Raw genomic sequence first — 17,439 nt, 5'->3', positions numbered from 1 at the left:
GAGCCGCTCCCTAGACTGATCGCCATGCCCCGCTCCGCCGCGTCCGTCGCTCCTCGAGCGTTCGCGGCGGTGGCGCTGACGGTCGTGCTGGGAGCGCCGGCTCTCCGTGCCCTGCTGGGGCAGGGCGCCTGGGGGGTCGCGCTCGTCCTGCTCCTCGTGGCCGCGATCCTGCTGGCGCGACGCCTCCGGCCGCGACTGCGCTGGAGCCGTACGCCGAAGTCCCTCGTGGCCTTCGCGGTGGTCGCCCTGCTCTCGTTGCCCTGGTCGGCGGGAGGCAGCGCCGGAGTCCTCGCGCTGCTCGCGACCGGGGTCGTCGGCGCCGTCGTCGCACTGATCCTCGACCCCGACGGGTTCGTGACGGCGCTCGGACGCGCGCTGCGGATCCTCGTGGGCCTCTCGCTCGTTTTCGAGCTCGTCGCGGCCGTCGCCGTGCGCCGGAGTGTCGCGCCCCTGACCGTCGCGATGCCCGAGCCGTGGTCGCAGGCGGCGCTCCTGCGCGGCGGACCGATCCAGGGCCTTGTCGGAGACGCCGGGCTGCTCGGCCTGCTCGCGGTGCTGGGGCTCGCCGTGGTCGCGATCGAGCTCGCGTCCGGCAGGGCCAGGCGGCGAGGAGGCGTGCTGTGGCTCGTGCTCTTCGCGGCGGCGCTGCTGCTCTCGCGATCGGGCACGGCGGCGCTGTCTCTCGCGGCCGTCGTGGTCGTCGCCGCCTTCGCGCTCTGGACCCGCAGGCGCGGCGAGGACCGGCGCGGTGTCGTCTACGTGAGCGCTGCCGTCCTCCTCGTCGCGATCGCCGCCGGCGTGCTCCTCGCAGGAGGGCCGGACCTGGCGCACGTGACCGCGACCTCCCCGGAGCTCGGGCCCGTCGCCCTCGTGCTCCTCATCGCGGTCGCCGTCTCGACCCTGTGGCGCTCCTGGTTCCGCGCGGTCGACCCGGTGCGGGTGGCCGCGACCTCGACCCTCCCCTACGCACCCCTCGCTCTTGCGCCGCTACTGATCGTCGTCGCCGTCCTGACGTCGTCACTCCTCGAGGGCCGCGTCCCGATCGAAGGGGGCTGGCTCGTGCTCGCCGCGCTCGCGGTGCAGACGAAGCAGCCGGCGGTCGAGGCGGCCCCGCTGCGGGAGGCGCCCGACGCGGCTCGTCGCTGAACGCTAGCGACGCCTCCCGCGCGCGCCCCGCTGCCGAGCGACCGCGCGGAACACCGCCAGGTGCTCGTCCCGACACCGCTCCCAGCTGAAGAGCCGCGCCCGCTCGATCCCCCGTGGACCCAGCTCCGCCGCTCGCGCGATCGCCTCGAGGATCCCGTCGGCGATCGACCGCGGGTCGAGCGGGTCGACGTAGACGGCCGCGTCTCCGCAGATCTCGGGGAGCGATCCGGAGTCGGCGGCTGCGACGGGGCAGCCAGAGGCCATCGCCTCCACCGGCGGGAAGCCAAAGCCCTCGTAGAGGCTCGGGAACGCCAGCACGGCGGCCCGACGGTATAGCTCGGCCAGCTCGTCGGGAGTGACGTGGCCCCGCCACTCGACGCCCTCCGGCAGCGGGCCGAGCCGATCGAGGTCTCCCCCGGTCAGCACGAGGCGGAGCGGGTGGCCCTCGGAGCGCAGGAGGCGCACGGCCTCGAAGAGCCGCGCGTGGTTCTTGTGCGGCCAGGCTCGCGCCGGATAGAAGATGAAGTCGTCCCGCTCGCCGAGGTGGGGGCGGAAGCGCTCGGTGTCGACCCCGAGGTGCGAGACGTGGATCCTCTCCTCCGGGATGCCGAGCAGTTCGACGATCCGACCCTTGGTGAAGGCGCTGATGGTGATGATCGCGTCCGCTCGGCGAGCCGTCGCCTCGTAGGCGAGACGGCGGAACACGCGCTCGACACGGGGGAACAGCTCGGGCAGGTCGCGGTGCTGGAGGTCGAAGAGCATCTGCACATGACCCTGGCGCCGGGAGGGGAAGGGCAGCGGGACCGTGAACGGGAAATAGACGATCCCCTCGCGGCCGAGGAGGCGGTGCAGCGCCGGGGTCCGCAGGAGCGCCTGCAGCATCCCGATTGCCCGCCGGCGGTGTCCGGCGCCGCTGCGCACGCCCTCGGCCACGAGCTCCGGCACCCCCTCGCTGAAGCCGCGCGCGTTCTCGGGGACAAGCACCTGGACCGCGAGGTCCTCCTCCCCCGGGCGCGGCACGAGGAGGCGGGTGAGCGCCCGCGCGTAGGTCTCGCCGCCGCCCATGCCTCCCGGGTCGACGGTGAGCACGGAGAGCGTGACGGGGAGCGGGTGCGGCATGGCGTCCAATCGGGTGCGAACCGGGTCAGGATACCCGCGCCACGCACACCGATCCGGGCCCCGCGGAGGCCGGTGGGTAGTATGTAGCCCGCTGTCATCGACCCCGACGAATTGGACCACCACGTGCCCCGCGCTTTGATCACCGGAATCACCGGCCAGGACGGCCTCTACCTCGCCGAGCTGCTGCTCTCGAAGGGCTACGAGGTCTTCGGCCTGGTCCGCGGGCAGAACAACCCCAAGTACGAGCTCGTCCGCCGCACCGTTCCCGGCGTGACCCTGCTCACGGGCGACCTCACCGACGTCTCCAGCCTCGTGCGCGTGCTCGCCGCCTCCCAGCCCGACGAGGTCTACAACCTCGGCGCGATCTCGTTCGTCGCCTACTCGTGGGAGAACGCCTCGCTCACGACCGACGTCACAGGCAAGGGCGTCCTCAACATCCTCGAGGCCACCCGCCTGTACGCCGGCTCGGACATGTCACGGGTGAAGTTCTACCAGGCGTCCTCCTCCGAGATGTTCGGCAAGGTGCAGCAGGTTCCCCAGAGCGAAGAGACCCTGCTCTGGCCGCGCTCGCCCTACGGCGTCGCGAAGGTCTTCGGTCACTACATGACCATCAACTACCGCGAGTCCTACGGCATGCACGCCTCCTCCGGCATCCTCTTCAACCACGAGTCGCCCCGTCGTGGCCCGGAGTTCGTGACCCGCAAGATCAGCCTCGCGGTCGCGCGCATCAAGCTCGGCCTGCAGGAGACCCTCGAGCTGGGCAACCTCGACGCCAAGCGCGACTGGGGCTTCGCCGGCGACTACGTCGACGCGATGTGGCGGATGCTGCAGCAGCCCGAGGGCGACGACTACGTGGTCGCCACCGGAGAGACCCACGAGATCCGCGAGTACCTCGACATCGCCTTCAACCACGTCGGCATCGAGGACTGGACCCCGTACGTCACCCAGAACCCGGCGTTCATGCGTCCTGCGGAGGTCGACCTCCTCATCGGCGACCCGGCGAAGGCGCGCGACGTGCTCGGCTGGGAGCCGAAGGTCTCGTTCCCCGAGCTCGTGGCGATGATGGTCGAGAACGACCTCGCCGAGCAGTCCGCGCTGATCAAGTAGTCATGCCCGCCGCCCTCGTCACCGGAGCGAGCGGGCAGGACGGGGGCTACCTCGTCGAACGCCTCCTCGCCGACGGCTGGGACGTCTCCGCGCTCGTGCGCGGGGACGACGCCGCCGCCCTGCCCGGCGCGGTCCGCGCCTTCTCCGGCGATCTGCGCGACCCCGCCGGGCTCGAGCGGATCGTCGCGGAGGCCGCGCCGGACACGGTCTTCCACCTCGCCGGCCTCTCGTCCGTGGCCCTGTCATGGCAGGAGCCGGTGCTCACCGCCGAAGTGACGGGCACCGCCGTCGCCGCGCTCCTGGAGGCGACCCTCGCGCTCCAGGAGTCCTCGGGCCGACAGGTGCGTTTCGTGCAGGCCTCGTCGTCCGAGATCTTCGGTGCGGCGACCGAGAACCCGCAGACGGAGGCGACTCCGCTGCGCCCTGTGTCGCCCTACGGCGCCGCGAAGGCGTTCGCGCACCACCTCGTCGCGGTCTACCGCGGGCGGGGCCTGCACGCGTCCTCCGGCATCCTCTACAACCACGAGTCGCCACGGCGCCCGACGAGCTTCGTCACGCGCAAGATCACGGCCGGAGCCGCCATGATCGCCGCCGGCACCCGCTCGTCCCTGTCGCTGGGCACCCTCGATGCGCGCCGCGATTGGGGCTGGGCGCCGGACTACGTCGACGCGCTCGTACGCGCCTCCCGTGCCGACGAGCCCGGCGACTACGTCGTGGCGACCGGAGTCGCGCACTCGGTGCGCGAGTTCGTCGCGGCCGCTTTCGCCGCGGCCGGCATCGCCGAGTGGGAGCGCTTCGTCGAGCTCGACCCGCGCTTCGCCCGACCGGTCGACGCCCCCGAGATGCGCGGAGACGCCTCCCGCGCCCGCGAGGTGCTCGGCTGGGCGCCCACCGTGGGCTTCGAGGAGATCGTGGCGCGCATGGTCGAGCACGACCTCGAGCTGGCTCGACGCTCCGGCTGAGCCGCCCGGTCGCGGAAGAACGGCCCCGCCTCGACGAGAGTCGGAGCGGGGCCGTTCTTCCGCGGTGCGCGAGGCGTCAGGCCGTGGCCGTCTCCACGGACGCCACGCCGGAGGAGTCCACTTCCTCGCCCTCGACGAGATAGCTCCACACACGCTCGGCGTAGGCGTCCCAGGTGCCGCCGTCGATGGCGAGCGCCTCGGTCGAGAGACGTTCGAGCAGGACGTCATCGGTCAGCAGGCGCTCGATCGCGTCGGCGATGTCGTGGTCGTCGTGCGGATCGACGAACAGGGCGCCGCCGTGCGAGGCGACCTCACGCATGCTGCCGAAGCCCGAGGTGATGACGGGCGTGCCGACCGAGATGGACTCCACGATCGGCAGACCGTAGCCCTCGTTGATCGAGGGAAAGACCGTGCAGCGCGCCACACGGTAGGCGCTCCAGAGCAGCGCGTCCGTGATCGACGACAGCGAGCGCACCGGACGCCCGAAGCCCTGGAGCACCTCAAGGCGATACTCGAACTCGGCGCTGTTCCACGCATTCCCGCCGATGAAGACGAGGCTGAACTCCAGCCCGCGGCGCCACAGCAGCTCGGCGGCGTGGAGCACGGCGAGGTGGTTCTTGCGCGGTTCATGGCTGCCGACGCATACGACCAGCGGGAGGGAGCCGGTGAGAAGCGTCCGAGAGGCCTTCGCGAGCTCCTCCGGAGTGACGTCCTCCGGCTGGGAGGGCAGCAGGACCGGGCGGATGTCCGGCCCGGTGACGCCGACGCTCCCGAGCATGTGCCGCCAGCCCGAGTACTCGACGGCGGCCGCCTCCGAGATCGTCGCGATGCGGTCCATGTGCGAGACCGCGACGAGGGTCCGCGAGAAAGCCGCGCTGATTCCCGTGCTGGCTGTCTCGGCCGTCGTGACGGGGACGCAGTCGAAGCCGATCGTGCCGGTCTGGTTGCCGCTGAACTCGGCGAGGGCGGCGACCCGCGAGGTGCGCTCGTCCTCCACGGCGAGCTCGGGGAGGAGGTAGGTCCCCTCCCAGGGCACGATCACGCGCGAACGATCCTCGGGGGCGTCGGGCACGTCCCCGGCGACCGCGTTGCGGCTCTGCTCTGGCGTGAGGCGCACGAGGGACTCGTGGGTGCTGTCCCAGCCAGCGAGGAGGATCTCGTGGTCGCGGGTCCAGCGCGCGATGCTCTGTCGGACGACGCGCTGAATGCCTGTCGCGAGGCCGGTCCGTGCGGTGTGGTGGACGTCGACGACGACCGCTCCGACCACGACCTCGACCTCGGGGTGGTGGAAGCGGGCGAAGACCCTGGTCGACGCGATCGTGGAGGCGGCGTGCCGCAGCAGCGCGGCGGTACCGTCCAGGCGCGCGCGTCGGCGGCCGTCGATGACGTCTTCGGGGCGCGGCAGGGTCCCCCGGAGCACCGCGAGCACCAGCCACACCTCACGGTCCGTCGGCGTGGGCAGAAGGACGCTGAGCTGACCGGTGAGCGCATCGACGCTGCCCAGGGGCTCGACCGTCGGCGCGAGCGTGCGCACCAGCGTGCTGAGGCGGTCGACGAGGTACTGCTTACTGCGCATGGCGCGCCTCCTCCTGCTCGGTGAGCGCTGCCGGCGCCGTCCCATCGACGACGACGGCCGAGGGCCTGATGAGCGCCTCCCACAGCTCGCGCGCGTAGTCGTCCCACGTGCGCTGGGGCCGCGCGAGCGCTTCGGCCCGTAGCGAGTCGATGAGCTCCGCCGAGGTGAGCATCCGCCGCATGCCGTCGATGATCTCCTCGTCGGAAGCGGGGTCGACGAGCACGCAGCCGCCGTGCTCGGCGATCTGCGCCGTGCTGCCGAAGCGCGAGGTGAGCACGGGGAGCCCGACGGCGAGGGCCTCCGCGACGGGGAGGCCGTACCCCTCGTGCAGCGACGGGAAGGCGAGGAAGCGCGCCTCGCGGTAGCTCGCGACGAGAACGTCGTCGCCGACGCCTCGAAGGACCTCGATCGGCCGGCCGGCGACCACGAGCTCGCGCACGCGCGGGTCGAAGACCTGGTGCGCCCACGGATTGGCTCCGCCGAGGAAACGCAGACGGAAACGCAGACCCTCACGCCAGAGGATCTCGGCGGCGTGGAGGACCGCGAGGTGGTTCTTGCGCGGCTCCTGGCTGCCGACGCAGAGCACCATCGGGACGGCCGAGGCGGCGCCCGCAGGCGCCTCCAGACCATCCGGAAGCTCGACGGGCAGAGGGACCGCCTCGATGCTCGGGCCGACGAGCCCCTGAGCGGGAAGCGCTCGGACGAAGCCTCCGTACTCGAGCGCCGCGGCCGAGCTCACTGTGGCGACCCGCGCCGCACGCTTGACCACCGAGAGGAAGTTCACGAAGCGCACGGTCTCCTCGGGGGGCACCGTGTCGGCGCTCACGACGGGGATCGCATCGTGCCCGACGATCACCACTTCGTTGCCCGAGTACTCGGCGAGAGCGGCGAGAGGGCCGCACTGGTTGTAGTCCGGGACCGACGGGAGGACGACGACGCTGCGGTACGGCACGACGAACGCGACCTGGTCGGGGTCGCCGTGCCGCCACTCGCCGCGGTCCGCCGCCGCCCAGTCGACGACGCGCTCGTGCTCGATCTCGCTCAGGCGACGGAACGAGAGGGAGCCGTGCACCCAGGCGACCGGGATGATGTCGTGGTCCTGGGCCCAGCGCGACACCGTTTGTCGCACCACGCGCTGCACACCCGTGTTGTGTCCGTGCCGCGCCGGGAAGTCGACATCGACGACGACCGCGCCCGTCACGACCTCGACGGTCGCCCCTAGATCGGCGAAGCCCGTGGCGGTGCGCGAGCCGGCCTCGAGGAAGATCCGCAGCGCAGCCTCCTCGGGCGCGAGGGCGAGCGCGCGGCGGAACCAGTCGAAGAGCTCGCTCGTGGGGTACGCGGCGGTGAAGGCGACGAGCGCAACCCAGGTCAGCTCGTCGTCCTCGCGAGCGCGCACCGTCCGCGCGACCTCGTGGAGGTACAGCCCCGCACCGCGCGAACGCAGGGAGGAGCGGGTCGCCTCGTCGAAGAGGAGAGCGCCCACCTGCTCGAGGCGCTGGAGCATCGATTCGGAGCGGCGACGACGCGCGGCGGCGGTGCCCTCGCTCATCGCGCCCGACCGGACAGCCGGCGCTTGGCGAACCGCGCCGTGTGGCGGATCGCGCCGGGGAGGCCGAGCTGCTGCACCCGGATCTGGAAGGTGCGCACGAGTCGAAGGGGCTTCGTCACGCGCCACGAGAGTGTGCGCTCGAAGCCGGAGGCGGTCACTCCCCCGACCTGGATGCGCTCGACCCACTCGTCGAAGGGGTCGTTGAGGAGGGCGTCGACCTGCGAACGCAGGCGCGCGATCTCCCGCTCCTGCTCGTCGCTGGACAGCGGCGCGCTCGGCACACCTGGCGAATCGCCTGCGCTCGGGGCCTGAGGCTCCAGCGGGACGTCAGAGGGCGGTGTGGGCATGGCGAACACCTCGTTCGTGTCGTTCTGTCGGCAAGCGGGAGCAAGACTACCCGCCACGCGCCGCCGAGCGGCACGCCGCCCCGGCTCCCCGGCCGAGCCCGCACGTATAATGATGCGGTCCGTCGCCCGGCGGAGGCCCAGACCTTGGAGTTCCATGCCCAGCAGTCCAGTCGATCGCGCGCGGGCGATCGCCGACGAGCCCTTCCAACTCGCCGGGACCACCTCAGCGGTCGGGGGCGGCTCAGGCGGCTTCATCGCCTCGCTCGCCGAGATCCTGCGTCACCGCGAACTGCTGCGCCTCCTGGTCGGCCGCGAGCTCAAGTCACGCTACAAAGACAGCAGCCTGGGGTTCGTGTGGAGCCTCGTGCGGCCGCTGATCATGCTCCTCATCTATTACGTGGCGATCGGCCAGATCCTCGGAGCCTCGCGGGGCGTCCCCAACTTCGCGATCTTCGTCTTCTCCGGGCTCACCCTCTGGGGGCTCTTCAGCGAGATCGTCACCGCGGGCACGACCTCGATCCTGGGCAACGGCGGACTGATCAAGAAGGTCTACCTGCCGCGCGAGATCTTCCCCGTGGCGGCGATCGGCTCGGCCCTGTTCAACTTCGGCGTCCAGTTCGTCGTGCTGATCGCGGGAGCCGCGCTCACGGGCTCGCTCATCTTCGACTGGGACCTGCTCTACATCTTCCCGGCCCTCGCGATCACCCTCGTCTACGGCCTCGCGCTCGCGCTCGCGCTCTCGGCGCTCAACGTCTACCTGCGCGACGTGCAGTTCCTCGTCGAGGTCGGGCTGCAGATCTTCTTCTGGCTCTCGCCCATCGTCTACGCCTGGAACTTGGTAGTGAACGCCGCCTCGGGAACCGGTCACGGCTGGGCCGAGCAGCTCTACCTCTTGAACCCGATGTCGAACGCGATCCTCGCCTTCCAGCGCGCCATCTGGGGAGACGGCTCGCGGGTGAGCACGATCGAGGGCAACGTGATCCAGCCCCAGGTCTGGCCGCCCCACATGGACCTCCGCCTTCTCATCGTCCTCGCCATCGGCGTGATCTTCGTGTGGATCGGCCACCGGATCTTCCGCCGCCTCGAGGGCAACTTCGCCCAGGAGATCTGATCGTGACCCTCACCAGCAAGTCCGAGTCGGAGACCCCCTCCGCGGGCGCACCCACCGTCGTCCGCGTCCGCCATGCCTCCAAGCGCTTCGTGATCCGCAAGGACAAGTCGTTCAAGGAGCGGATCGTCAACTTCGGTCGAGGCCGTAAGCATCGCGACGAGTTCTGGGCGCTCCGCGACGTCGACCTCGAGATCCCTCTGGGCTCGACCGTGGGCCTGATCGGGGCGAACGGCTCGGGCAAGAGCACCCTGCTCAAGCTCATCGGAGGCATCGTCCAGCCCACGACGGGCACGGTCGAGCGACGCGGGCGCCTCGCTGCCCTCCTGGAACTCGGAGCGGGATTCCACCCCGACCTCACGGGCCGCGAGAACGTCTACCTGAACGGAGCGATCCTCGGGCTCTCGCGCACCGAGCTCGACGGCAAGTTCGACTCGATCGTCGAGTTCTCCGAAATCGCAGAGTTCATCGACACCCAGGTGAAGTTCTATTCCTCGGGCATGTACGTCCGTCTCGCCTTCGCGATCGCGATCCACACCGACCCCGACCTCCTTCTGGTCGACGAGGTCCTCGCCGTCGGCGACGAGCCGTTCCAGCGCAAGTGCATGGACCGCATCCGTGCCTTCCAGCGCGCCGGCAAGACCATCATCCTGGTGACCCACTCGCTCGAGCAGGTCGGTGAGCTCTGCGACCGCACCATCGTCCTCGAGAAGGGCAACGTCGTCTTCGACGGAGAGACCTCCGAGGGCCTCCAGGTGCTCCGCGAGAGCTTCGAGGACCGGCGCGCGGCGCGTCAGGAGCGCGAGGCGGCGGCCGCCGACTCCGACGCCGAACCTGCGCCGCAGCTGATCGAGATCCTGGGCTGCGAGCTGCGCGGGGGGTCGATCGAGCACGGAGGCACCGTGGTGCGCAGCGGTGAGACGCTCGAGTTCGATGTCACGGTCCGCACGAGCCGTCCCGTCGCCGACTGGAACATCGGCATGGGTATCGACACGCCGCTCGGCCAGCGCGTCTTCGGCACCAACACCGAGCGCATCGGCACCGCCCTTCGTCCCGTCCACGGCGAGATGACCGTCACGTTCACGCTCCCAGATCTCCATCTCGGAGGCGGCAACTACGCCGTCCATGCCTCGGCCGCGACGTTCTCGCAGGGCGAGACCATGCGCATTCCCGTTGCCGCGACATTCACCGTCGAGCGCTCATCCGTGCACGACGGAGTCGTCGACATCGACTCGACCGTCCGGCTCACCACGCCGTGACGGCGGGGCGTCGGCGCCTGGTCATCGACGCGACTCCTCTCGCGGCCGATCGCCTCACGGGTGTCGGCCGGGTTCTGTTGAGCCTTGTGCGTGCCCTGGATGAGCGCGCGCCGATCTCGGGAGTCGAGCTGTCGCTCGTCGTGCCCGCGAGCGAGCGCACCGCCGTGCTCCGCCACGGCTTCGCGTCGGCGCGGGTCGTCGGTGTGCCACTCCCGGGGCGACTGTGGAGCCTGCTCACCCGCCTCCCCCTCGCCCCCGGTATCGACCGCCTCCTCGGACGGGCGACCTACTTCTTCCCCAACTACCGCAATTGGCCACTGGCCCACTCGCGTTCGATCACCTTCGTCCACGACGCATGCTTTGCCGTGATGCCGGAGCTCGTGCCCTCAGCACGGCGTGCGCTGCTGGCTCACTGGGTCCCCCGCTGGCTCGGCCGCTCAGACCTGGTCGCCACGGGGAGCCGCTCGGCGGCCGACGAGCTCACGACGACGCTGGGGATCGACCCCGAGCGCCTCCTGATCGTGCCGACGACGATCGAGCGGGCGGTCTTCCAGCGGCCGTCGCAGGAACACGTCCGGGCGACGGCCGAGCGGCACGGGCTCGAGCGCTTCCTCCTGTTCGTGGGGTCAATCGAGCGGCGCAAGAACCTGGCGACCCTCGTGTCGGCCTACGCCGCCGCAGAGCGGCCCACCGGCCACCGCCTCTTGCTCGTCGGCGGCGACGGCTGGGACAATGCCGACGTCCATCGGGCCATGGCGGCGGCCCTCGCCTCGGGCGCCGACGTGAGGATCGCCGACGAGTACGTCGGCGACGACGAGTTGCCTGCCTTGCTCGCCGGCGCCGATGCGCTCGCGATGCCGTCGTGGCACGAGGGCTTCGGACTTCCGGCCCTGGAGGCGCTCGCGTGCGGCACCCGGGTCCTGGCCGCCGACATCCCGGGACTCCGCGAGGCTCTCGCAGGGAACGAGGAGAGCGCGGTGTTCCTCGATCCCGCCGACGTGAGCGCGTGGACTCGGGCGATCGAGCGCGAGATCGCCTCCCCTCGAGACGCGGAGCCGGCCGTCCTGGCCGACTGGAGTGCCTCCGCCGCTGTGCTCGAGGAGGCGACGCTCGTCATCCCGCACGGGTGAAGAGCAGCCAGCGCCCTGAACTCGACGTGACAGCTGGGGTGCTGCTGCCCGTGGCCGCATCGACGAAGGGAACCCAGCCCTGGGGGTTGTCGGTGTAGCCGAACGTGTCGACGTACACGGCACAGGCGCCTGTTTCTTCGACCCGTTGCTGGAAGGCAGGAACATCGTGGACCGAGCCCCACACGTCCCAGCCGTACGTGCCGGTCACCGATCCATAGCTCCACTCGAGATCGCCGTGCTCGGTGACGAGGTAGGGAAGCGCCTCGTCGTAGTCGGACATGTTCCCGATCTTCCCCGTGTCAGGGAAGCTCTTGAGGGGCAGCTGCACGACGCCGCACGCGTCGGGGAGAAGATCGTCCGCGCTCGTCACGAACTGCCGCATCTCGTCATCGGCGGTCGGATCGAGCGTCACGAGCCTCGAGACCCCGACGAGCTGGTCGACGATGACGAGCGCTGCGACGGCCGTGGCGAGGATCGCGCGCAGCCCCCAGCGCGATGTCACCTGCTCGAGCAGCACGGCGATCACGCCGAGGCAGAGCAGGAGGAGCAGGATCGACAGTCGCGCCCACGCCCGAATCGTTGGGCCCGCGACGAGCGCGACGATCACCCCCATCCCGGTGACCGTGTAGAAGAGCAAGGTCCAGTAGGAGGCGGTCGCGAGGAGGCGGAAGCGCGGCTGCCGCAGGAACGTCCCCACCGCTCCGTGCTGTCGGCTCCCGTTCGACACCAGGACGACGAGGCTGCCGAGGATCAGCAGGATGAGGCCTAGCGTACCGAGAACGGAGAAGCCGGGAGCCTCGGTCGTCTGGATGAACCCTGTCTGGTTCGTGTAGCGCGTGAGGAGCCATTCGGCCTGAGGCAGGCCTGAGCCGAGCCAGGGGAGGATGAGGAGGACGAGTTTGCCCGCGTAGAGCTCCGACTCCGCGACTCCGCGACTCTCGAAATAGGGCTCGTACCGTTCTCCGAAGCCCTGAACGAGGACGACCAGTTCGACGCCCACGAAGACCGCTAACGCGACGACGGGCACAGCGGTGCGGAGGATCTCCCGCCACGCTCCACGCTCGACCAGCCGCGCGATCGTCGCGAGCAGGAATACTCCTCCGACCACGATGACGCCGAAGACGTAGTAATAGCCGCCGCTCGTCGCCACGAGGAGTGCGAGCACCGTCGCGGGGAGGACACCTCGAACGATGCGGCCGGCGCGGGACGGAGCCGCGAGACTCCACGCTCGGAAGGGATCGGTGCGTTCACCCGCGGCCATCAGCACGAGGATGCCGATCAGCGGGATCGCCCAGTAGTTGGCCAGGAACGCATGGCCCGCCGCGATCCGCTGGAAGTGATAGGGCGCGACGCTGTACGCGACGGCGACCAGGGCAGAGATCCACGGCCGCACCGTGAGCGCCCGGAAGAAGGCATAGGCCGTGACGGCTACCCCCGCGAAGGTCAGCACGTAGAAGACGTTCAAGAGAAGGATGCCGTCGTGGATCACCAGCGCCAGAGCCCCCGCGGCGAAGGCCGACGCCACATCGAACTGGGCGCTGAAGAACGCGTTGAAGCCGTCGGGGAACCCCAGGGCGGGATTGTTGTCGAACGAGAACACCTGCGTCGCGTTCGAGAACAGCATGTAGTGCAGCACCTGGTCGTCGGTGCCGATGCGCCAGCGTTGACCGAGGGTGTCGGGCGAGATGCCCAGAGCGGACACCGCGGCAACGACACTGACCACTGCTGCCGCCACGGCCCAGGCGAGTTCACGGAGGGCGCGCAGCCCTCGGCGGCGGGGCGGACTCGTCCCGGAATCAATAGCCATAGGTTCGGCGTGCCTTCTCGAGACTGGAAGCGATGACCTCGTCGAGCCGCTGCTGTCCGGCCGTACCCGCGTAGTCGTAGATCTGGATCGCGCCGCAGTCGATGGTCCGGGCGGGAGGCCCGAACGCATCCTCGGTGGCGCCGGGCCAGGGCGAGGCCGGATCGACCAGCACGAAGCTGAAGTCTTCATCATAGGAGGCCAGATTGCTCATCCAGACCTGCACGCTGAAGTCGGGATTGACCTGCTGGACGGGGAGCGAATCGTAGAGCGCGAGCGGCCGGACGATCCAGAACGAGCCCACCCCCTCGATGTCGCGACCGCCGATCCAGTCCTTCACGCAGGCCGCGTCGGCGCCAAGTGGTCCGTCGGCGAGCGCTCGCTCGGCACCCGAGGCTCCGACGGTGGTGAGCAGAACCGAGCTCGCCACCACGACGGCGCTGCCCGCGGCGGCAAGACGGAGGCGACGACGCGCGCGCACGCGCACGAGTCCGAGGAGCGGGAGGAGGACCAGGCAGGAGAACACGGCGATCGGCATCAGGTATCTGCTGACAGAGCTGCCCGAGGCGACCTGGACCGCGAGGAGGACTCCCGCCTCCGACAGCACGAATACACAGAGGAACCACGAACGATGCGAGACGACGCGAGAGGCGGGCGAGGCGCCTGCCGCCTCCCCACCCTGACCCCGACGAGTGAGACCGCGCACGCGCACCAGGACGAGCGCCAGGGCCGCGAGCAACAAGAAGCCGATCGTGATGAGCTCGACGAGACCCTTCGGCGTCGACTTCACGTCGGCGATCTGCTCGAGGAGACTTGTCAGCGCCGGGCCCGCGAGCGGCGTACGGATGTACGTCGAGGCGTCCGCGGCAACGAACGACGCGAGCGGCAGCCGTGCGAGGGAGCCGAGGATGCTACCGCCGAGGAGCAGACCGGCGAGGGCCACGGCGCGTCTCCCCGGGAGCTGGGCGGTGAGCCAGAGCGAGGCCAGCCCGAGCAGGCCGGGGGCGGTGAAATGGACCAGGAGGAGCGGGTTCGACAGGCTCGTCGCGGCGACCAGGACGACCAGGAGGACGCCTCCGAAGGCCCGGCCACGGGCCGCCGGGTCGAGCAGTCGCAGGATCAGCGCCAGTCCGCCGACCGCGACAAGGACCGAGCCGTGGTAGTAGGTCGTCAGCAGGAACGTCGTCGCGAGTGCGCCGACGTTGTTGAGCGCTCGGGTCTCGCTCAAGCACAGGAGGAGGAAGAGGAGGATCGTGGCCGTCGCCGCCGCACGCCGCAGCCAGACCGCCCGGTCGACGAGCACGAGCGCGCTGACCCAGCGCACCAGCGCGAAGAGGACGACGACGTTCAGCACGCCGTTGAGCAGCAACGAAGCGCTCGGGCTCCCGGCCACCGAGGAGATCGCGTAGAGGGGAAGCTCGGGGAAGAAGAAGAGCTGGCTCGTCATGACCCACTGCAGCGGTTCACCGCTGAGCAGCGACTGCACGATGAGCGGGAGCGCGAGCGAGTCGCCGTCACGGAGGAAGTAGGGCTGCCACCCCGTGCCGAGCAGAGTCCCGATCACCGCGAACGCCGCGGAGGCGACGAGCAGGCCCGCGAGCAGGTCGAGCAGCAGCGGGCGCAGCCGGACCAGGGCGGGAGGACGACCCGTCACCGCTGCGAGCGGCCGAATCGGATCCGCAGTACGAGCAGGAGGTTCTTCAACAGCGTGTCCCCCGGGATCTTGGAGGACCCGACGGTGCGGTCGAGGAAGACGATCGGGATCTCGCGGACGCCTGGATACTGACGCAGCGCGCGCGACTTCAGCACGATCTGGAAGCCGTAGCCGGCGGCGCGGATGGTCTCGAGGTGCAGGGTGCGCAACAGTCGGGTGCTGAAGAGGTTGAAGCCGCCGGTCCAGTCGGTGATCTTCGAGCCGAGGAACAGGCGGGTGTAAAGGTTCCCGCCTCCGCTCAGGATCTTGCGGTCGAGGGTCCAGTCGGGAGTGCCACCCCCGGCGATGTATCGCGACGCGACAACGAACTCGGCCCCTCCGCGTACCTCCGTGAGGAACGCGTCGATGTAGTCCGGGTCGTGCGAGAGGTCGGCGTCCATCTGGAGGACGTAGTCATAGCCGTGCTCAGCGGCGAGCAGGTGTTGGAACGCCCAGATGTAGGCGGCGCCGAGCCCCTCTTTCTTCTCGCGAGAGAGCACGAGGACCGCGAAGGAGTCCGAGCCGAGCTCGTCGGCGAGCTCGCGGGCCCGCGCGGCCGTGCCGTCGGGCGAGCTGTCGTCCACTACGGCGACCGTGATGTGGAAGTCGGGGTTGCGCTCCGCGGCGGCGGCGACACGTGGCAGCACCGTCGCGATGTTCGCGACCTCGTTGTAGGTGGGCACGACGACGGCGAGGGAGGGCATGATTCGAGGGAAATCCGTTCTTCCGGTGCACCGGCGGACCGGTGAGAGCCCTGCGAGTATAACGATGCGTGCCTTCCACGATCGTCAACGACCCCCCGGATCGCGTGCCGGAATCCGCGTGCTTTCTCAGGAACATGCCACGTCGTCATCCCCCACCCCGCGGAGCCCGCCGGTTACGATGGACGGAAAGCGCTCGGCGGTCCACCCCTCGTCTGCGGGCGCCGATGCACGTCCGTCGGGCCCCGACGGAAGCAATCGACGCTGAGGGGGACGGGACCCCTCACCAGATGAAGAGACTGCTCGAGTCGCAGAAGGTCAGGTTCCTGATCGCCGGCTGCACCAACACCGCGATCGATTTCCTGATCCTCAACGCGCTGGTGCTGATGTCCCATCTGCCCACCCTCGCGGCGAACGTCGTCTCCGTCCTCGTCGGCATCACCATCTCCTACGCGCTCAATCACTTCTTCGTGTTCCGTCACCCCGGGCGCATCTCGATCGCGACCTTCGCAAAGTTCTTCCTCGTCACCGGGTTCAGCTCGCTGGTCCTGCAGTCCGTGATCATCTACGGCTTCGAGGTCTTCTTCGACACTCGCTTCGGCAACTCTCTCCTCTTCCTCCCCAGCTCGGGAGAGAACGCGTTCCTGGCCATCAACATCGCGAAGGCCGTCGCCGTCCTCGTCGGCCTCGTGTGGAACTTCTGCATGTACAAGTTCGTGGTCTTCCGCGCGCCGGGCGAAGAGACGCTGCCCGCGATCGAGACCATCTCGCCCGCCGCGGTCGCGGTCAGCACCGAGCCCGTCGACATCGTCCGCTAAGCGGTCGCCGCTGGGCCACGTGCCGCTGGGCGAGGCGCCGCCCTGCCCGCAGGAGGCCCGTGCTAGCCTCGTCGAGTTCTTCCGGCGACGCCTCAGGGCGCGCCGACGCCGTTCCCCCGGAGGCCCTCATCGCCCGCTCGACGTTGCCCATCGCGGTCGTCGTCGTCACCCACTTCTCGGGTGAGGTCCTCGGCGCCTGCCTCGAGTCGGTGTCGGAGGCGACCGAGCACGACGTGCGCGTCGTGGTCGTCGACAACGCCACGACCGACTCCTCAGTGCGCACCGTCGTCTCGCGTCACCCCGAGGTGGTGTTCCACGAGACGGGAGAGAACCTCGGCTACGGCAAGGCCGTCAACTACGCGGTCGACCGTCTCGGCCCCGAGGTCGAGTGGATCCTGGTGACGAACCCGGACACGGTCTTCCTCCCCGGCTCGATCGACCTGCTCTACGACGCGGCCGTCGCCGATCGGCGCATCGGCTCCATCGGCCCCCGAATCCTCGACTCCGACGGCAGCGTGTACCCCTCGGCGCGGGCGCTGCCCTCGCTGGGCACCGGCATCGGACACGCCGTCTTCGCTCACGTCTGGCCCGGCAATCCGTGGTCGGCGCGCTACCGCCGCTCGAAGGCCGTCGGCACGCTCGAGCACGGACGCATGGAGGCGGGATGGCTCTCGGGCGCCTGCGTCATGGTGCGCAGGAGCGCCTTCGAGCAGATCGGCGGCTTCGACGAGCGCTACTTCATGTACTTCGAAGACGTCCAGCTTGGCGATTCCCTGGGTCGGCATGGCTGGACCAACGTCTACCTCGCCGACGCCCTCGTCTCGCACCTCGGCGGGCACTCGACGCGCCTCGCCTCTGCTCGGATGCTCGCGGTGCACCACCGCAGCGCCTACCTCTACCTCTCGCAGAAGTACGACGCCTGGTATCAGGCGCCGGTGCGGGCAGCGATGCGACTCGGGCTCGGTGCTCGGGTGGCACTCATGCGCCTGCGCCCGCGGCGCTGAGCCGGTCCTCCACCCGACCCGGCACGCGGCGCCTCAGCGTCCGAGTTCGGGGAGTCGTTGGAGGTAGGTGCCGTAGCCGCTTTTCACGAGGGGCGCGGCGAGAGCAGCGAGCT

At 70.0% G+C, this 17,439-nt stretch carries 15 protein-coding genes; 8 read left to right on the top strand and 7 right to left on the bottom strand.

What is annotated here, in order from left to right:
* The first annotated feature begins 24 nt into the window (after positions 1-24).
* Positions 25-1,146: a hypothetical protein gene (locus tag ITJ45_RS12560; RefSeq protein WP_194610798.1), complete on the top strand. Its 1,122-nt coding sequence runs from the start codon at positions 25-27 to the stop codon at positions 1,144-1,146.
* 3 nt (positions 1,147-1,149) lie between these two features.
* Here ITJ45_RS12560 and ITJ45_RS12555 read toward each other — a convergent pair whose 3' ends face one another.
* A complete protein-coding gene (locus ITJ45_RS12555; RefSeq protein WP_194610800.1) occupies positions 1,150-2,265 on the bottom strand; it encodes a glycosyltransferase family 4 protein in 1,116 nt (371 codons plus the stop codon).
* Positions 2,266-2,388: 123 nt separating this feature from the next.
* Here ITJ45_RS12555 and ITJ45_RS12550 point away from each other — a divergent pair, with 123 nt between their 5' ends.
* Together ITJ45_RS12550 and ITJ45_RS12545 are read left to right on the top strand one after the other, a co-directional pair.
* Positions 2,389-3,372: a GDP-mannose 4,6-dehydratase gene (locus ITJ45_RS12550; RefSeq protein ID WP_194610802.1), complete on the top strand. Its 984-nt coding sequence runs from the start codon at positions 2,389-2,391 to the stop codon at positions 3,370-3,372.
* Positions 3,373-3,374: 2 nt separating this feature from the next.
* Entirely contained in the window at positions 3,375-4,334 is a 960-nt protein-coding gene (locus ITJ45_RS12545; protein WP_194610803.1) for a GDP-mannose 4,6-dehydratase, read from the top strand.
* A gap of 76 nt (positions 4,335-4,410) precedes the next feature.
* Here the strand turns inward: ITJ45_RS12545 and ITJ45_RS12540 are convergent, their stop codons facing one another.
* The 3 genes from ITJ45_RS12540 to ITJ45_RS12530 are packed head-to-tail and all read right to left on the bottom strand — an operon-like array spanning position 4,411 to position 7,809.
* The gene (locus tag ITJ45_RS12540; protein ID WP_194610805.1) at positions 4,411-5,910 is read right to left on the bottom strand and encodes a glycosyltransferase family 4 protein; all 1,500 of its coding nucleotides are present in this window, start codon (positions 5,908-5,910) and stop codon (positions 4,411-4,413) included.
* Complete coding sequence (locus ITJ45_RS12535; RefSeq protein WP_194610807.1) at positions 5,900-7,462, bottom strand: glycosyltransferase family 4 protein; 1,563 nt, start codon at positions 7,460-7,462, stop codon at positions 5,900-5,902. Before ITJ45_RS12535 ends, ITJ45_RS12540 begins: the two co-directional genes overlap by 11 nt.
* Complete coding sequence (locus ITJ45_RS12530) at positions 7,459-7,809, bottom strand: hypothetical protein (protein ID WP_194610809.1); 351 nt, start codon at positions 7,807-7,809, stop codon at positions 7,459-7,461. Before ITJ45_RS12530 ends, ITJ45_RS12535 begins: the two co-directional genes overlap by 4 nt.
* Positions 7,810-7,963: 154 nt before the next feature.
* Here ITJ45_RS12530 and ITJ45_RS12525 point away from each other — a divergent pair, with 154 nt between their 5' ends.
* From ITJ45_RS12525 to ITJ45_RS12515, 3 genes are read left to right on the top strand one after another with little or no spacing between them, the layout of a single operon-like run.
* Complete coding sequence (locus ITJ45_RS12525) at positions 7,964-8,920, top strand: ABC transporter permease (protein ID WP_194610811.1); 957 nt, start codon at positions 7,964-7,966, stop codon at positions 8,918-8,920.
* Positions 8,917-10,176, top strand: coding sequence for an ABC transporter ATP-binding protein (locus ITJ45_RS12520; protein WP_194610857.1), 1,260 nt, complete (start codon positions 8,917-8,919; stop codon positions 10,174-10,176). The genes ITJ45_RS12525 and ITJ45_RS12520 overlap by 4 nt, the downstream gene beginning before the upstream one ends.
* Positions 10,173-11,306 carry a glycosyltransferase family 4 protein gene (locus tag ITJ45_RS12515; protein WP_194610813.1) on the top strand — a complete coding sequence of 378 codons (1,134 nt, stop codon included), beginning with the start codon at positions 10,173-10,175 and terminating at the stop codon, positions 11,304-11,306. Before ITJ45_RS12520 ends, ITJ45_RS12515 begins: the two co-directional genes overlap by 4 nt.
* On the opposite strand, the gene ITJ45_RS12510 is transcribed toward ITJ45_RS12515, so the two are convergent.
* Genes ITJ45_RS12510 through ITJ45_RS12500 form a run of 3 tightly spaced genes read right to left on the bottom strand, consistent with a single transcriptional unit; the run spans position 11,290 to position 15,507 of the window.
* Positions 11,290-13,113, bottom strand: coding sequence for a hypothetical protein (locus ITJ45_RS12510; RefSeq protein ID WP_194610814.1), 1,824 nt, complete (start codon positions 13,111-13,113; stop codon positions 11,290-11,292). The genes ITJ45_RS12515 and ITJ45_RS12510 overlap by 17 nt on opposite strands.
* Positions 13,103-14,764: a hypothetical protein gene (locus ITJ45_RS12505; RefSeq protein WP_194610816.1), complete on the bottom strand. Its 1,662-nt coding sequence runs from the start codon at positions 14,762-14,764 to the stop codon at positions 13,103-13,105. Before ITJ45_RS12505 ends, ITJ45_RS12510 begins: the two co-directional genes overlap by 11 nt.
* Complete coding sequence (locus ITJ45_RS12500; RefSeq protein ID WP_194610818.1) at positions 14,761-15,507, bottom strand: polyprenol monophosphomannose synthase; 747 nt, start codon at positions 15,505-15,507, stop codon at positions 14,761-14,763. Before ITJ45_RS12500 ends, ITJ45_RS12505 begins: the two co-directional genes overlap by 4 nt.
* A gap of 287 nt (positions 15,508-15,794) precedes the next feature.
* Here ITJ45_RS12500 and ITJ45_RS12495 point away from each other — a divergent pair, with 287 nt between their 5' ends.
* Positions 15,795-16,322: a GtrA family protein gene (locus ITJ45_RS12495; protein ID WP_194610820.1), complete on the top strand. Its 528-nt coding sequence runs from the start codon at positions 15,795-15,797 to the stop codon at positions 16,320-16,322.
* Positions 16,323-16,381: 59 nt separating this feature from the next.
* Positions 16,382-17,326: a glycosyltransferase family 2 protein gene (locus ITJ45_RS12490; RefSeq protein ID WP_323743053.1), complete on the top strand. Its 945-nt coding sequence runs from the start codon at positions 16,382-16,384 to the stop codon at positions 17,324-17,326.
* Positions 17,327-17,439: the final 113 nt, after the last annotated feature.

The sequence above is a fragment of the Rathayibacter sp. VKM Ac-2879 genome (genome assembly GCF_015351245.1).
GTDB lineage: Bacteria > Actinomycetota > Actinomycetes > Actinomycetales > Microbacteriaceae > Rathayibacter.
Note: the sequence above shows the minus strand (reverse complement) of the source record. Positions and strands in the feature narration are given on the sequence as shown.

What these genes read in the sequence shown, in the direction of transcription:
- ITJ45_RS12540 (WP_194610805.1), bottom strand. Translation starts at nt 5,910, where the DNA reads ATGCGCAGTAAGCAGTACCTCGTCGACCGCCTCAGCACGCTGGTGCGC.
- ITJ45_RS12500 (WP_194610818.1), bottom strand. Translation starts at nt 15,507, where the DNA reads ATGCCCTCCCTCGCCGTCGTCGTGCCCACCTACAACGAGGTCGCGAAC.
- ITJ45_RS12495 (WP_194610820.1), top strand. Translation starts at nt 15,795, where the DNA reads ATGAAGAGACTGCTCGAGTCGCAGAAGGTCAGGTTCCTGATCGCCGGC.
- ITJ45_RS12525 (WP_194610811.1), top strand. Translation starts at nt 7,964, where the DNA reads ATGCCCAGCAGTCCAGTCGATCGCGCGCGGGCGATCGCCGACGAGCCC.
- ITJ45_RS12545 (WP_194610803.1), top strand. Translation starts at nt 3,375, where the DNA reads ATGCCCGCCGCCCTCGTCACCGGAGCGAGCGGGCAGGACGGGGGCTAC.
- ITJ45_RS12535 (WP_194610807.1), bottom strand. Translation starts at nt 7,462, where the DNA reads ATGAGCGAGGGCACCGCCGCCGCGCGTCGTCGCCGCTCCGAATCGATG.
- ITJ45_RS12555 (WP_194610800.1), bottom strand. Translation starts at nt 2,265, where the DNA reads ATGCCGCACCCGCTCCCCGTCACGCTCTCCGTGCTCACCGTCGACCCG.
- ITJ45_RS12530 (WP_194610809.1), bottom strand. Translation starts at nt 7,809, where the DNA reads ATGCCCACACCGCCCTCTGACGTCCCGCTGGAGCCTCAGGCCCCGAGC.
- ITJ45_RS12560 (WP_194610798.1), top strand. Translation starts at nt 25, where the DNA reads ATGCCCCGCTCCGCCGCGTCCGTCGCTCCTCGAGCGTTCGCGGCGGTG.
- ITJ45_RS12510 (WP_194610814.1), bottom strand. Translation starts at nt 13,113, where the DNA reads ATGGCTATTGATTCCGGGACGAGTCCGCCCCGCCGCCGAGGGCTGCGC.